The organism is Streptomyces sp. SudanB182_2057 (assembly GCF_964272715.1).
Lineage (GTDB): Bacteria > Actinomycetota > Actinomycetes > Streptomycetales > Streptomycetaceae > Streptomyces > Streptomyces rubradiris.
This window is the reverse complement of the sequence record NZ_OZ186798.1, coordinates 3,210,644-3,225,761: the sequence shown is the minus strand read 5'-3', so window position 1 is coordinate 3,225,761 and position 15,118 is coordinate 3,210,644. Positions and strand designations below refer to the sequence as shown.

Below are 15,118 nucleotides of genomic sequence, written 5' to 3'. Positions count from 1 at the left end.
TGGCTTGAGACCGCCAGGTAGGGCGCTGCCGCCACAGCTGGCTATCCGAACAGATCCTAGGCGAGTCCGCGGTTCATGTTGGCGGGTCCGGCGGCAGCTCGCCGGCGATCAGATTCCGGTGCGGGCCGGCCTCGGTACCGAGGCCAGCGTCACGTCAGGCGAGCGGTTACGACAGTTCTTGTCCGTGCCTGATTTCCCATGTTCCCACGTCGGTGTAGAAGCGGCCGAAGTGTCGAAGCCACGCGGCGATGGTTTCGGTCGCTCTCTTGGCCTGCTCATCGGTCAAGCCCGCCTGCTCCTGCAGTGCGTGCTGCAGCTCGACGTTGGTCAGGCGATCACCCTGCACCAGCGTTTGGAGGGCAGGAATCTGGCGCAGGCGGCTTTCGACCCAGTCCGTGAACTCGGCCTCGTCCAAGCCCGCCGGTACGCCCAGGAACGCAAGGTCACGGAGGATGGCTGCTTCCACGGATCGCCCGAATTGGGACCTTCCGCAGTAGTACGGGTACACAGTCTCCGGACGTCGCGTGACCGGGTACCAGCCCTGCTGTGCTTCTCCTCGTGGCTGGTCGGAGGCAGCAGGGCGATGCGCTTTCAGCAGCTCCGCTTGTTGTCTCACCAGGGCGGCCATGTGGGGCGTCGCCTCGATCGCACGAGCCTCGATCTCGCTGAGCACTCGTGAGACTTCGGGATGGGCTGCTGACGCCTCGACCAGGATCTCGATATTCGAGTTCGGGACCCGCCCGGTGGCCTTGCCTGTCAGGTTGGCCGACCCAATCAGGCAGCGTTCACCGGTGAGGTAGAGCTTGGCGTGCAGGCTCGAGCACAGGGCAACGCGCAGCCGCTTGTCGTCCTCCGCGAGGGTAATGATCTCAGGGTCCGAAACCCCCGCCGCCACCTCCTCGGGGACCCACCGCGTGATGCAGTCGATGGTCTCCACTGAGTCGGAGACAGCGGCGAGGGCGGCTGCCAGCACCTCGCGCTTGATGAAGGGCGCCACAACGGTTACGCGTCCATGAGCGCCCGCCATCAGTTCTTCGATCTGCCGCCAAATGTGGGCGGGCTCGGTCACGCGCCGCCAGCCTTTCCATCCACGAAGTCACGGGCGTAGCGGCCCCACTCCCGACGCGCGTCGGCGATGCGTTCGCGCTCGCGGTCGGGGTAGGTCTCGTCCTCCATGCGTGCCCAGGAGAAGAGCAGCAGCTTGAAGGTCTCGGCGGCCTGGTTGAGCCGGTCACGCAGTGCGTCCGCGTCCGCGTCTTCCGGTACGTCCTCGAGAACGGTCATCAGCTGAGAGTGCAGGGGATGCCTCTCGTTGAAGATCACCTGCAACATGCCGGCCATGAGGTCGATGCTGAAGAAGGCGGAGGTGTCCTGGAAGCTGGAGATCCACCGCGCGCGGAGTTCCTTCTCCAGAGCCTCCTCGACCATGGTCTGCGCGGTGTCCTCGTCCAGGTTGTGCCGCTGGGTGAGGGCTTCGACCTGTTCCTGCCGCTTGGCCTCGGTGGTAGCGCCTTCGTCGAGCTCGTCGGTCTTGCCGGTGTAGCCCTCCTCGCTGCGGCGCTTGACGGTGTCCGTGACCTTGGAGGCGACGTCATCGTCATGCCGTTTCTTGCTCTTTCGGGTTCCGATCGTCTGCTGCTTGAGCTGACGCCGGATGGCTGGCAGCAGCTTCTCTTCCAGGTAGAGCACAAGGTCGATCAGAGGAAGTCGCGGATCGCCGAGTTCGGCCAGACGCTCCTTGAAACCCTTGAAGGATTCGCCGGCCTCGGCGTGGGCCTTCCAGTCGAAGTGGGCGAGAGACGAGAAGACGGTGGCGCTCTGCTTGTTGTTGGTCACGCCGAAGATGGGGTCGAGGTCCGGCGGGAACTCCACCTCGACGCCCCACCACCGCTCCGTCGGGTCGTACCCGATGGCCCAGGAGGCGTCGAGGTCCAGTTCCCTGCCCTGGCGTACGAGCGAGATACCGACATTTCGCCGGGCGTGCTTGCCCCACGGCAGGATGCCGGAGTCAGTCGTACGGCTGATGCCGTCCGGCCACGGATGGCCCTCGACGTCGGCACGACGGGCCTCCGGGCGGGCGATGGAGGCCCGGACCGTGATGTTGTGCCGCTTACCCTCGTGGACCACGGGGAAGTGCATCACACCAGGCTCGGATTCGCTGCCCATGGAGAAGGGCATGAACATTGGCTTGTCCGAGAACGGCTCCGGCGTGGAGGTCGGCGCCATCAGATAGAGCGGATCGTTGGGCACCGCGTGGTACTCGCCGTCAACGACCTTGCCCTCGCGGACCGGGGCCATTCGGATGTCGACGCGTCCCTTGTCGAGGTAGTGCCGGTAGACCCGGCCGATCAGGTCGGCGGTGTTCTTCAGGGTGGCCGCGGCCCCGTACCAATTGACCTTGTCCAGGTTGGTCCAGACAACGAGCGTGCCGGTGTCGCCGAGCCCGTCACTGAGGTCCCGCCAGTACTCGGGCAGCGGGTCGTGTGTGGGATCGGGGACGTCGTCGATCAGCCCCTTTTCGATCTCTTCGAGGCTGAGGTAGGTGTGCATGGCGTTGCCCGCGCCGTTGGTCCAGGACCAGACGTCGAGCCGCGTGCACTGCGACATGCTCGAATTGGGCAGGCCCATGCCGAAACGCCCAATGCGGCCCGGGTCGGCGCCCTGCCCATCACCGTACTTCAGGGCACGTCGCAGCTGCGGAGGTTCCATGCCATGACCGTTGTCGAGGACGGCGATGGTCTCCACCCGGTGGCTGGTCCGGGAACCGACCTGCACGGGGTTCTCGCACGCGAAGACCTCCACGAGCGTGGCCTTGGCGTCGATGCTGTTGTCGATCAGTTCGGCAAGGGCGTAGGCGGTGTTCTTGTAGCCGCTGTCCCGCATGGCCTTGACGGTCAGCGAAGGGCTGACGATCCGGTAGTTGCTGCCGTCGCTGGTCACGCTGTCTCCCATACGTCTTCCCAGTTGGTGAATGCTTCTGCCACATCGCCGAACCCGGGGAGGTCCGGGTTGACGACGGTGACAATCTCGCAGGTGGGGGTACCGCCAGCCTTGGGGCCGCGGATAACTCGGCCGACCATCTGGCTGTAGAGCACCAGTGACTTGGTCGGGCGGGCGATGACCGCCGCACTGGCGGCCGGGGCGTCGAAGCCGGTGGTCAGGACGCCGAAATTACACAGAACCATGGGGCGTCGACCGGACCCCTTGAACCGAGCGATAATCTGGCTGCGGTGCCGGGGGGAGGACTCGCCGGTGACGAACTCGGCATCGATGCCTGCGGCGGACAGCACGGCCGCGATCAGCCGGCAGTGGTCGACGGACGCGGCGAAGACCAAAATCCGGCGGTGCTGCTGCTCGAGCAGCTCCATGATCGTCTGGACAACTTTCAGGTTCCATTGCTCGTCCCCCGCGAGCTCGGCCATCAGCGTGGCCGGAATGTCGAATGACCGTGCAAGGAGCTGCTGGTCGCGGGCCGACAGTTGTACGCCCGGCTCGGAGGCCACGGTCCGCATGAGCGGCTTTGCCAGGTAGCCCTGTTCGATCAAGGCCGTCACCGGGTTGGTGTAGCCCTCGATCTCCAGCATGACCTTCTGCCGGGAGAAGTAGTCGGAAAGCTCCTCGTCCTTCGAGATGTCGGCCCACGTGCGCCCGGGCGTGGCCGTCAGCCCGAGGAGGCTTGCGTCATGACGAATCGTCAACTGATCGACGACTCTCTGGAAGGTGGGAGCGATGATCTGATGAGCCTCGTCGAACACGGTCAGGGTGCTACGTGCCGCGAGGGTGGCCAGGAACTGAGGGTCCGACTTCGCTGTCGACACGGCCTTCTCCAGGCCGAGGACGACCAGCCCGTCAGTCATGCCTGCGAGTTCCACCGGGGCACTGCCCCATGCCCTGAGAACGGGAAGTGGACGGTCACCGACTTTGGCCCAGGCGCGCTCGAACTCGGCAGCGGCCTGCTCCAACAGTTCCTGCCCGTGTGCCAGCCACACCACCATGGTCGGTTCGTGCTGCCGCAGGTGATCACAGATTAGGCTCATGCCCGTTCGGGTCTTGCCGACGCCGGTGGGCAGATGGAGAACTGTTCGCCGCGTGCCCTCGTACAACAGTTCCTTGACCCGGGCCGCAGCGTGTCGCTGATGCGGGAACAAGCCGTACTCGGGCGCCGCCTCCTGCTTAAACGCCAGCGGGAGGGACGGCGCCCGATCGATTGTGAAGCCCAAGAACTCCAGCAGCTCGCGCCGCTCGTCCGCCGTCCACTTCAGGTTCTGCAGGTAGTTCAGCGGGGCCGGTTCATCACCTACGGAGCCGAGTCGCTGCGCCAGCTCGGCCTGCTTGGGGCCCGGAAGCAGGGCTATGAGAGCGGAGCGCTCGGTCTCCTCGGCGACCAGGCGCTCGGCGTCAATGGCGATGGGCGCTACGGCACGCAGCCGGTCATCTGCCGCCGTGCCCCCCTCGATCAGATCAAGCAGGGAGCACAGCTGCTCGCCCAGATGTGCACGGATGTACGACATGGACGCATCGGCCAGAAGCGCCTTGAAGGACATCCCCGGTGACCACGTCATCACGGCACCACCTGCCCGATGCGTTGTGGGCAAGAGCCCGCACGCGCCTCGGTCAGCACAGTCGTCATGAACCCACCCCCAGCTCGAGCACGCCAAGCACCGCTCCAACGGACAGGTACTGCCACGTCGCAGCGTTCGAACCACCCTAATCGGGGGCACTGACAGTCAGCGCATCATCAGACGAAAACCGCAGTCAGAGCCGGGATTTGTCGCCTCATGATCAGGTTCCGACTCCTCGTGCGGATCGTGCGAAGGGCGAGTTGCGCGCCCTTCGCACGAGATAGAACATTCGTTCGGTGGGCGGTCTGCGACACCACGCTTCTGAGTGATTCGGCTAGTGGATCTCGCTGCGTGACTAGGATCGCTTTGTGCTCCTGGTGGAACCCCGGATGCGGGAGGAGCTTTCCACCAGCAGTACATTGGTGTGCGACACGAGCGAGACGGGGTGGCAGATGGTGAATGAGTCCGATGGGTCATTTATGTCCTATTTTGACTACAATGCCACCGCTCCGATCCGGCCGGAGGCTGCTGCGGCCGTCATCGAAGCCATGCAGTCCGTCGGAAACGCCTCAAGCATGCATCAACCGGGACGTCAGGCGGCGCACCGGGTCGACCTTGCTCGTCGACAGCTAGCCGACCTGCTCAACTGCTCACCCGGCGAGATCATCTTCACGTCCGGGGCGACGGAGGCGAACAATCTAGCCCTACGTGCTGCCTACACGGCTGGAAGTCCCCTCATTACGAGCCCCGTGGAGCATCCTGCTGTGCTGGAGACGGCCCGGATGGTGACCGCCGAGCGGCCCGAGGATCTTGTGCTGTTGCCGGTTGGTGCCGACGGCCTGGTGGATCTGGACAATTTGGAGCAGGTCTTCTCCGCCCGCAGCGGGGGCTTGGTCTCCTTGATGGCAGCTAACAATGAGACCGGCGTCCTGACCGACCTTCGAGTTGCGGCGAAGGCGGCCCGCGAGGCCGGTGCCCTCCTTCATACAGACGCCACGCAGATCGTCGGCCGGCTGCCCGTAGACGTTTCCGAGCTTGATGTCGACCTGCTGTCCTTGTCGGCCCACAAGTTCGGCGGCCCGCAGGGCGTTGGTGCGCTGTACGTGCGGCGCGGGACGTCGCTGCCACACAGACCGCTCCTGGTGGGTGGTGGACAGGAGCGTGGCTGGCGTGCCGGCACTTTGAACGTGGCGGGGATCATCGGTCTCGGTGCCGCGGCCGACGCCGCGCGACGCCGCCTCGGTGAAGAAGCCAAGCGTGTTGCAACGCTGCGTAATCGCCTCGAAAGCCTACTGACCGACGCTCTGCCTGAGTGCCGTATCAACGGCAGAAGGGACCAACGACTCCCTGGGGTGACCAGTATCACTTTCCCGGGAGTGCCTGCCGATGCTGTCCTGGCCGCCATGCCCGATGTCGCCGCTTCGGAGGGAAGCGCCTGCGCGTCCGGTGCCCCGACGCCGAGCCACGTGCTCCTGGCCATGGGGCTGACTCGGGACGATGCCGACAGCACGATCCGCTTCTCGCTGGGCTACGCGACTACGGACGCCGAAATTGAGTACGCGGCACAGGCTGTCGTACGGGCCGTGACGCAGGTTGGTTCCGCGTTGGCCGCAGCCGATGGTCCTCGTTGACCGTTACCCCGTTTAACACCTCGTTAGAGCAATCGCATAGGACACAGAGAGGTCCCTGATGTCAGACAGCCGGCTTGGGGAAGCCGCCCATTTTTCTTTCGCGCGACATGAGACCTTCGCGCCCCGCTTCGGCTGGCTGCACAAGGCGTACATGCAGGTCAAAGACGACCCGAGTGCCTTCCTCGCGGATGACGCGCCAGTGCTGTTCGGCGTGGGCAAAAACATGGTCAACGCCATGCGTTACTGGTCGCGGGCCTTCAAGCTGACGCGCGAGCACTACCCGACGACCGGGGCGCGCTCCAAGTACTCCTATCCGGCGTGGGAGGCTCGCTGGCTGCTCGACGAGGACGGCGCAGACCCCTATCTAGAGGAGAACGGCAGCCTGTGGCTGCTGCACTGGTGGCTCGTCTCTTCCCGTCCCGGGGCCAAATGCTGGGCGCCGACCTGGTACACGGCCTTCCACCTCGCGCCGTTCTCCCGGTTCACGGTGGCCGACATGACCCAGGTCGTCACCCGGCACGTGAACTTCTCCTACAAGGAAAGTCCGGTCGAAGCGTCGATCGTGCGCGATATCGACTGCTTGACCAAGATGTACGCGCGTAGCGCTCCGGAGAAGGCCGGCTCCCCGGGTAGCTATGAGGATCTGCTCGCCTGCCCCTTCCGTGAGCTTGACCTGCTGACCTTCGTCGGCACCCGTGGCAAGCCGGAGTGGCAGTTCACCAGCGGACACCGCACCACGCTGCCAGCGCGCGTCCTGGCCTACGCCTGCCTCGATTACGCCGCTAAGTTCTCCCGCCAGGCGAACTCGATCTCTGTTGCCCGGCTCGCCAACGAGCCAGGTTCCCCGGGGCGCGCATTCCGGGTTCGGGAAAACGAGATCGTCACGGCGCTGCAGAAGGTCGCCGCGGACCACCCACAGCTCAGCCTGACCGAGGCCGTGGGACAGCGCAGCCTCGCCTTCACCGCCGACCCCTTCGACCTGGCCTGGGAGGTACTTGACGAGCAGTACGACTTCGTCACCCGCCGCCCGGGCTTCCCGACCCGCGAGGAATGGGCCAGCAAGTTCCCCAGGCTCGCCGAGGCCGAGCAGAAGGAACTCACCGCCAACACCGCCGAAACCACCGAGCCACTCTTTGAGGAGACCGCGTGACCACCGCAACCCCCACGCGGACCCTCAGCAGCGCCGCGAACTCCGCCCCGCAGTACCCCGCCGGCATCGAACTCGTCGGCTCCCAGATGCGCTCGACGAACCTCGAACGCGACGTCACAGACGCCCTGCACGACCCCTACGTCGGCGCCCGGGCAGTCGACGTTTTGGAACGCATCGCCAGCGCCCTTGCCGACCAACGCCGCACCCGCGCCTGGTCCTTCACTGGCCCATACGGATCCGGCAAGTCAACTCTGTCCAACTTCATCGACGCCCTGCTTGGGCGGGACGCCAAGCGACGCAGCGAAGCCGAGCGCATCCTCGACGAGGCCAGCCCTGCCCTCGCCCAGCGCCTGGCCGCAGCGCGCGACGCCATCGCCCCCGAAGGATTCCTCGGCGGCGTAGCCACCGCACGCCGTGAACACCTCGTCGCCACACTCGCCCGGTCCCTGCACACGGCGGCGGAGCGACGCTGGGGCAAGCGCGTCCCGAAGGCCATCGCCGCGGCTCTCGCTGCATGCGCCGATCCGGACAGCGCCGGCGCCAAGAACATCCTCGACGCCGTTACGGCACTGACGGCGGATGGCCAGCAGCCCCTGCTGCTCGTCATCGACGAGTTCGGCAAGACCCTCGAACACCTCGCCAGTCACAACGAGTTCGCCGACGCTCAGAACGACCTGTTCCTTCTGCAGGAACTCGCCGAGAAGTCGGCCGGCCCAAATGGCCTGCCCGTCTACGTGATGACCCTGCAGCACCTCTCGTTCATGGACTACGCCTCACGGTCCAGCGAACTGAAGACCCGCGAATGGGCCAAGATTCAGGGCCGTTTCGAAGACATCACCTTTGTGCCCCACCACGGTGACTCTCTGCACCTGCTGCGTCGCCGACTCGATCATTCAGCCGTCAGCCCCGCGGGCAAAGACTTGATTGCCGCATCGGCCCACGCCTCTGCGGAGATTTGGTCAGAGCATGGTCTCGGGGTCTTGGCTGAGCTTGGTGCCGAACACTTCGCCGACCTGTATCCGCTGCATCCGATCACGGCCCTCGCTGCACCGATTCTCGCTGCCCAGATCGGCCAACACGATCGCAGTCTCTCAGGCTTCCTCAACAGCGGCGAACCCAATACCGTCCGTCACTCGCTGGCGCGGCACAGCAAAGAGGAAGTCGACCATGCCAGCACGGTTCGGCTGCCGCAGCTGTACGACTACTTCCTCAACTCCGGACGCACCACCCTGCTCGCTTCCGCCAACGCGAGCCGGTGGATCGAGGTCGATGCGCGCATCCGGGACGCCAACGGCCTCCCGGACACCGATCAAGACATTCTGAAGACGATCGGTGTCCTCAACCTGATCGACTCCGACGGGGCCCTCAGCGCCACCGCCCCGATGATCCACTTTGCTCTCCACGACCCCACCGACGTCGCCGACCCCGACGCCTTCACGGCGCTCGAAGAACGGCTCGCCGACCTCGTCCGCCGGGGTTTCGTGGTCCATCGCGAGTTCAGTGGCGAGTACCGGGTCTGGCAGGGCACGGACATCGACATCGACGGCCGACTCAAGGAAATCATCAGCCACTTCGATGACGCCTCGGTCATCGACCGTCTCGGCGGGTTGGTCCCGCAGGCATTCGTGGCCGGCCGTCACAGCCAGGTCACCGGCATGATGCGCGTGTTCTACACCGCGGTCAGTGGTCCGGAGACCAAGACAGTCGCTGCCCCAGACGAGCTGAGGGAGCCTGCCGACGGTCTCGTCGTCTTGCACCTTGGCACCGACGCCAACCGGCCGAACGTCGATTCGCCCCTGCCCGTGCTCGTCGGCACCACGCCGCAGCCCGACGTGGTGCTCACGACGGCCACTTACCTGGTCGCGCTCAAGGAACTGAGCAACGACCAGGGCCTCGACCACGTCGCCCGGCGCGAAGTCACCGAGCGGATCGTGCAGGCCGAAGCGGAGCTGCTGGAGCTGATGCAGGACGCCTTCTATCCGCCGTCCTCCGACGCATCGTGGAGCCTGTGGCACAGCGGCATCGCCCCGGGTGAAGAACCCGCAGCCTCCAACCTGACGGCCCGGAGCCTCAGTGGACTGGTCTCCCTGGCCTGCGAGTCGGTGTACCCGCACACGCCTCACATTCGCAACGAGATGCTCGGTCGCCACGTCCTGACCAGCCAGGCGGCCCAGGCCCGCGGCATACTGCTGACGGCCATGCTCTCGGCGTCCGGTCAAAAGAACCTTGGCTTCAAAGACGGTTACAAGCCCGAGCGCGCCATGTATAGCGGCGTGCTTGCCTACCTCGGACTGCACCGCGAAAACGGCGTGGCCCAGGCCGAGAGCCAGCAGGAAAGCTTGCTTCCGTACGGCTTCTCGTCGCCTGGCGAGGGCCACGAGCACGCCCAGCCCGCCTGGAACGCGCTGAACGAGGTACTCACCGGCGCCACCGAACGACTGAGTATCGAGGAGGTCATTCGGTCTCTGATGAGCCCGCCCTTCGGGCTCAAGGCCGGAGTCGTCCCGGTGTTCCTAGTGCCGGCGCTCGTCATCCGCCGGCACGATGTCGCCTTGTTTGAGGAAGGTACCTACCTGCCCCGGCTGACCATTAACGTGGTCGAGCGCCTCGTCAAGGGCCCGGGACGCTTCTCCGTGAAGTACACGCCGGCCGGAGACGGCCAGCGCGGCACCATCATCAAGAAGCTGATGGTCTCCCTCGGCGTGGAAGCGCCACGCTCCAAGGCTCTGCGCAACCCCGACCTGCTCGCGGTTGCAAGCGCCTTGATCACCCGGGTGGCCGACCTCAACAAGTACGCGCGCACCACCAAGAACATCTCCGCCGATGCCCGCGCCGTTCGTGCCACCATCGCCAAGGCTGTAGACCCCGACGAGCTGGTCTTCCACGCACTGCCCAAGGCTCTTGGACTACCCGAGGTCCCGGCACGCACGCGCACCAGCGCAGAAGCGGCGATCACCTATGTGGAACGCCTCACTGCGGCAGTGGACGAGCTCGTCGCGATCGAGAGCCAGCTGCGCGCGGAAGTCGTCGGCGTCCTGGCCAAGGAGTTCCGCCTGCCGGCTGAACTGTCCGAGCTGCGCACTCAGCTGGCGGCCAGGCTGCGAGGCTTCGCGGAGGCTGTACTGACACCGGAACTGCGGGGGTTCGTCGACTTCGTCCTCAGCGACAGCCTCGAAGACGACGACTGGCTTGAACCCATCGTCGTACGCCTCACCAACTCCGCTCTCGGAGACTGGGACGACCACGAAGCCAAGGTCTTCCCCCAGAAGGCCCGGGCGATGGCTGCAGCTCTCGATCGCGTAGGACACCTGCACCACGCCGGACATGAAGTCCGGAGCCGGGAAGAGAAGCTCGACGCCCAGTTGTTGACCTTGACCGACAGCGCCGGCGTGGAGCAGCGCACGCTGATCTACGTACCCGAGCAGACACGCGGCGAGGCCGACACGCTTGCTGCGGACGTCCTGAGGCGGGCAGAGAAGGCACTCGGGCCGGACGGGGCACGGATCCTTCTCGCTGCCCTCGCCCAGCGCGTTACCGAAGCCGCGACAGCGGCGAGTGAAAGGAAGGCACAGGGATGACCGACGAAGCCGACACCAAGAAGGTCCGGCACGTGCTCGGCATCTCCGGCGGCAAGGACTCGTCTGCGCTGGCCGTATACATGCGCGACCGAGTCCCGGAGATGGAGTACTTCTTCTGCGACACCGGCGCCGAGCTGCCTGAGACCTACGAGTACCTCAACCGGCTCGAGGCCGCGCTGGGCAAGTCGATTGTGCGGCTCAACGCCGACCGCGACTTCGACCACTGGATGGAGGTCTACCAGGGCACCCTTCCCAGCCCGCAGATGCGCTGGTGCACCAAGAACCTCAAGATCAAGCCTCTCGAGGACTGGGTCGGCGACGACAAGGTCATCTCCTACGTCGCCATCCGCGCCGACGAGAACCGCCTCGGCTACGTCAGCACAAAGCCGAACATCGAAGCCGTCTTCCCCTTCCGAGAGGACGGCATCGACAAGGACGGCGTCATGCGGATCCTGGACGAGGCCGGCATCGGCCTGCCCGACTACTACGAGTGGCGCACCCGGTCTGGCTGCTACTTCTGCTTCTTCCAGCGCAAGCACGAGTGGGTCGGCCTCAAGGAGCGCCACCCCGACCTGTTCGAACGGGCCATAGAGTACGAGGAGAAGGTCCGGTACCGGCACACCGCCATGAAGGGCCGCAACTACACCTGGTCGCAAGGCGAATCCCTCCAGGAGCTGATCGAGCGCAAGGAAGAGATCGAGGCCAAGCACCAGGCGGCCTTGGACCGCGCTGCCAAGCGCGTCAAGCCCAACCGGCCCCTCCTGGAAGTCCTCACCGACGCGCTCGACTCCGACGATGACGAGGCTGGCTGCTCTGTCTGCCACCTTTAGCCAGATCACTCCGGCCGCTTGACCGACCTGGGCCCGCCCTGCGGACGCGCACCGCAAGGCGGGCCTCTGTCGCAGCTCCATGAACGACCGTCAGCCTTACCTGTCACACTGGAGGTGCCACAGTCGCAGAGTCGTGTACGGGGGGCTGCCTGCATGTCGGTATCGAGTATGACCGGTCGAGACGCGCTGACCCGCATGGTGCAGAGGCACCGTGAGGAGGACAGCCCGGGGTTGCCTATCGAGGTCGGTCTGCTGCGGATGCTGGACGGGGAGAGCTGTCGACAGCTTGATCAGGACCTCCGTGAGTTCGCCTCGCCGTGGGAGGTCCACCAGGCCACCGATAACCTCGCGCCTGCACTCCCTGACGAACCGGGCCTGTACATGTTCGTCTGGCGGCCTCAGTTCCAGTTCACGGTCGATAGCCGTCCTTCCTACGGAAGCTTCCCGCAACTCCTCTATGTTGGGCAGGCGGGAGCCTCCAAGTCCGACTCCGGGAACACGATCCGGCAGCGCTACAAGGAGTACCGCAGGTACCTGCGCGCCAACCCTGAAAGCCTGTGGACCGACAGCGATCCGAAGACCCGCGAGCAGCGGCTGAGCCGCTACCTTCCGCTGCGTCCCATGGAGTTCTGGTGCACCACGGTGATGGACCGAAACCGGATCCGGGGACTGGAGAAGAGACTCATCCGTTTGTGGAACCCCCCTCTTACTGATCTTTTCGTAAGTTCGGTGGGCAGATGGTCAGGCCGGTATGGGCGAGGAAAGACCATGGCAGTCGGGGGTCGGCGGTGATGCGGTGGATGCCTTGCTCGGTGGCGTCGGCGACATCGGCGAGGTGGTCGCCGGCGAGGTTGGCGAGTTCACGCTTCTTGAGCGAGGACCACAGCAGTTCCACCGGGTTCAGCTCGGGAGCGTAGGCGGGTAATCGTTCCAGGGTGAGCCAGTCCTGTTCGGCGACCCAGGCCCGCATCGCCCGGCTCCAGTGGGCGGACAGGCCGTCCCAGACCAGGACCACTCGCTCGCCGCAATAGAACACCTTCACCTGCTCCAGGACTTCGATGAGCCCGGCGGTGTCGTAGCTGCCGGGCTTGAGGTGGAAGCACAGGCGGGCCCCGCGATCGGGATCGGCGGAGTGGTAGCCCAAGGCTCCGGCCATCGACGCGCGCTTCCAGTTCAGACGGTGCCGCAGGAGCGGAGTCCGCCCTCGGGGCGAGTAGGTGCGGCGGATCTGGGGGAGCAGGGAGACGCCTGATTCGTCGAGGAAGACGATCCAGGCACGTGTGTTCACGGCCCCTTTTTGATGCGCGGCCACTCGTGCGCGATCCACCGGGCGATCTCCGACTCGTCCCGCTCGACCGCCCGCCGCTCGGGCCGTTGCAGGCTCCATCCGAGCCGGCCGGTCAGCAGCCGCCACACCGACGCCCTCGACAACACCACCCCCGTTGCCCGGGTGACGACCGCGCCCACTCGTTCCAGGGTCCACAGATCAGCCTCGAAACCATGAGCCTGGGCACCTTGCTCCAACGCGGCCCGGACCATCTCGACCTGGGTGTCGTCCAGCTTGGGCGGGCGTCCGGTGGCCGCCCGTCTCCGCAGGCCCGAAGCACCGTCTTGCTCCCACACCCGCCGCCAGCGCCGCACACTCTCGGCACATACCCCCACCGCCCTCGCGATCTCCGCATTCGAGACGCCGCCCTCGAACAACTCGACTGCCCGAACACGACGCGCCTCCGCCAACTGAGGCCGCGACAAGGGAGGAAGGGAGGAGCCGACAACCGAAGGGGAAGGTTGATATGCCACCCCAACAGCCTCCCACTCACACGGCCACCACACCCACCGAACTTACGAAAAGATCAGTAACGACTCTGATCGCCCCAAACTGCGTGGGCGGCTCGGTGCTCCACGAGCCGCCTGGACGTCCTGATCGCCGCAGCGCAAGAAGAGGTACCTATGCCCTCCAAAACGTTCGTTCCTGCCTTCGAGGCGAAGGTAGGAAACTGGAAGTACTACTCGTGCCTCATGAGCTACGCAGCGGTGGCGCGTGAGATCAGCTTCGCGCATGAGCTAGGCGGCAATCAGGATCTGGGGACGATGATTCAGCGTGGCGTTGGAGCACGTACAACTGAAATTACCGATTACCTATTGACGAACGAGAATCGCTTCCTCGGTGCCATCATTGTCGCGGCCTGGGGAGGGGCTCCGGAATACATCCCTCTGGAGATGGAGAAGAACTCCGAATACGGTGATGTCCTAGCTGGTGTGGACCGTAACTTCGGAGTTCTCACCTTCGACGGTACTCATCAATTCTTCGCTCTGGACGGCCAGCATCGGTTGAAGGCCATTAAGGATGCTGTCAAGCGGAACCCGGAGTTGGGCCGCGAAGATATTAGTGTAATTGTAGTGCCGCATTTTGATGACGAAGCGGGACGTCGTAGAACTCGCCGCCTATTCACTAACATCAACCGCAACGCCGTCAAGACCACCGCGCAAGAGAACATCGCCCTCGATGAGGACGATGGTTTTGCGATCCTGACTCGCCGCCTGCTTGACGATCACGAGTTCCTCGGGCGTAAGGGCGTGGTTCAGGTCTTCAGTAAAGTCGGCAGCGAGGGTGAACTCAAGCTCGCCACTCGTCAGGTCGGTGTGACCGGCACCGCCTGGACAACGATCGGCGTTCTGTACGACTTGCTCACCGACCTGGGGTTTGGTCTGCATGAGAGCATGAACAAGACGTCTCAGCGAGCTACGGACGACATCCTTGATGAGAGTTACGAGGTACTTGCCAAGCGTATTGATGAGCTGCTCGCCGCCTGCGGCAACATGCGCGAGCGCTATGAGGCGCATGCAGCGCCGAAGGATCTCCGCGCGCCTAAGGGGCGAGATGGGGACGGGCATCCGTTCATGCGTCCTGCTGTACAGGTTCAGGTTGTCCGGGCTGCCCGCCACATCATCGAACAGGACCTCCTGGAATGGCCGGAGCTCCTGCGCCGCTTGAGTGAGCTGGAGTGGAAGATGACTGCTGCGCCGTTCTCTGCGGTGTGGCAGGACACTCCGGATGGAAGCCGGAAAGGGAAAATGATTCCGGCCAAGGATAACAATCAGGCTCTTTACGAACTGCTGCTCGCCCATCTTGCGCCAGCATCTCGTGCGCAGATCGACCGTGCCATCCGTGCGTACCGTACGGTGAAGAACGAGCGTTATGACGTGTCGGCTGATGAGCTGGCACGGCGGCTGCCCCTGGCTGAGTAGGTAGTCAACCCTTGGAGGCAAGCTGGAGGGCTGCCTGCTTGCCTCCGTCAGGCGTGCTCTGCTCCGAGGGTTCGCTGGTTTGTCCAAACGGTTGTTCTCCGGTGCGCCTCTCCCCGGC

At 64.9% G+C, this 15,118-nt stretch carries 10 protein-coding genes; 5 read left to right on the top strand and 5 right to left on the bottom strand.

Annotation, left to right across the window (positions count from 1 at the left end):
* Positions 1-166 precede the first annotated feature (166 nt).
* From ACSURM_RS13695 to ACSURM_RS13685, 3 genes are read right to left on the bottom strand one after another with little or no spacing between them, the layout of a single operon-like run.
* The gene (locus ACSURM_RS13695) at positions 167-1,069 is read right to left on the bottom strand and encodes a phospholipase D family protein (RefSeq protein ID WP_436955266.1); all 903 of its coding nucleotides are present in this window, start codon (positions 1,067-1,069) and stop codon (positions 167-169) included.
* A complete protein-coding gene (locus ACSURM_RS13690; protein WP_436955265.1) occupies positions 1,066-2,940 on the bottom strand; it encodes an ATP-binding protein in 1,875 nt (624 codons plus the stop codon). The genes ACSURM_RS13695 and ACSURM_RS13690 overlap by 4 nt, the downstream gene beginning before the upstream one ends.
* Entirely contained in the window at positions 2,937-4,544 is a 1,608-nt protein-coding gene (locus ACSURM_RS13685) for a DEAD/DEAH box helicase (protein WP_436955264.1), read from the bottom strand. Before ACSURM_RS13685 ends, ACSURM_RS13690 begins: the two co-directional genes overlap by 4 nt.
* Before the next feature lie 386 nt (positions 4,545-4,930).
* Here ACSURM_RS13685 and ACSURM_RS13680 point away from each other — a divergent pair, with 386 nt between their 5' ends.
* The 4 genes from ACSURM_RS13680 to ACSURM_RS13665 are packed head-to-tail and all read left to right on the top strand — an operon-like array spanning position 4,931 to position 11,751.
* Positions 4,931-6,193, top strand: a complete 1,263-nt coding sequence (locus ACSURM_RS13680) for a cysteine desulfurase family protein (RefSeq protein ID WP_436955263.1) — start codon at positions 4,931-4,933, stop codon at positions 6,191-6,193.
* Between the two features lie 58 nt (positions 6,194-6,251).
* Entirely contained in the window at positions 6,252-7,343 is a 1,092-nt protein-coding gene (locus ACSURM_RS13675) for a DUF4007 family protein (protein ID WP_436955262.1), read from the top strand.
* On the top strand, positions 7,340-10,921 hold the full coding sequence (locus tag ACSURM_RS13670; RefSeq protein ID WP_436955261.1) for an ATP-binding protein: 3,582 nt from the start codon (positions 7,340-7,342) through the stop codon (positions 10,919-10,921). The genes ACSURM_RS13675 and ACSURM_RS13670 overlap by 4 nt, the downstream gene beginning before the upstream one ends.
* Complete coding sequence (locus ACSURM_RS13665) at positions 10,918-11,751, top strand: phosphoadenosine phosphosulfate reductase domain-containing protein (RefSeq protein WP_436955260.1); 834 nt, start codon at positions 10,918-10,920, stop codon at positions 11,749-11,751. Before ACSURM_RS13670 ends, ACSURM_RS13665 begins: the two co-directional genes overlap by 4 nt.
* Before the next feature lie 706 nt (positions 11,752-12,457).
* On the opposite strand, the gene ACSURM_RS13660 is transcribed toward ACSURM_RS13665, so the two are convergent.
* Both ACSURM_RS13660 and ACSURM_RS13655 read right to left on the bottom strand, forming a co-directional pair.
* Positions 12,458-13,039 (bottom strand): IS630 family transposase, encoded by a 582-nt coding sequence (locus ACSURM_RS13660; RefSeq protein WP_436955259.1) that lies wholly within the window; start codon positions 13,037-13,039, stop codon positions 12,458-12,460.
* Positions 13,036-13,551 (bottom strand): winged helix-turn-helix domain-containing protein, encoded by a 516-nt coding sequence (locus tag ACSURM_RS13655; protein WP_436955258.1) that lies wholly within the window; start codon positions 13,549-13,551, stop codon positions 13,036-13,038. The genes ACSURM_RS13660 and ACSURM_RS13655 overlap by 4 nt, the downstream gene beginning before the upstream one ends.
* 150 nt (positions 13,552-13,701) lie before the next feature.
* Between ACSURM_RS13655 and ACSURM_RS13650 the strand changes: the two genes are divergently transcribed.
* Complete coding sequence (locus ACSURM_RS13650; protein ID WP_436955257.1) at positions 13,702-15,000, top strand: DGQHR domain-containing protein; 1,299 nt, start codon at positions 13,702-13,704, stop codon at positions 14,998-15,000.
* The last annotated feature ends 118 nt before the right edge of the window (positions 15,001-15,118 follow it).

Excerpts from the sequence above, each read along its gene's own strand:
- ACSURM_RS13685 (WP_436955264.1), bottom strand. The coding sequence starts at position 4,544 with ATGTCCTTCAAGGCGCTTCTGGCCGATGCGTCCATGTCGTACATCCGT.
- ACSURM_RS13675 (WP_436955262.1), top strand. The coding sequence starts at position 6,252 with ATGTCAGACAGCCGGCTTGGGGAAGCCGCCCATTTTTCTTTCGCGCGA.
- ACSURM_RS13665 (WP_436955260.1), top strand. The coding sequence starts at position 10,918 with ATGACCGACGAAGCCGACACCAAGAAGGTCCGGCACGTGCTCGGCATC.
- ACSURM_RS13650 (WP_436955257.1), top strand. The coding sequence starts at position 13,702 with ATGCCCTCCAAAACGTTCGTTCCTGCCTTCGAGGCGAAGGTAGGAAAC.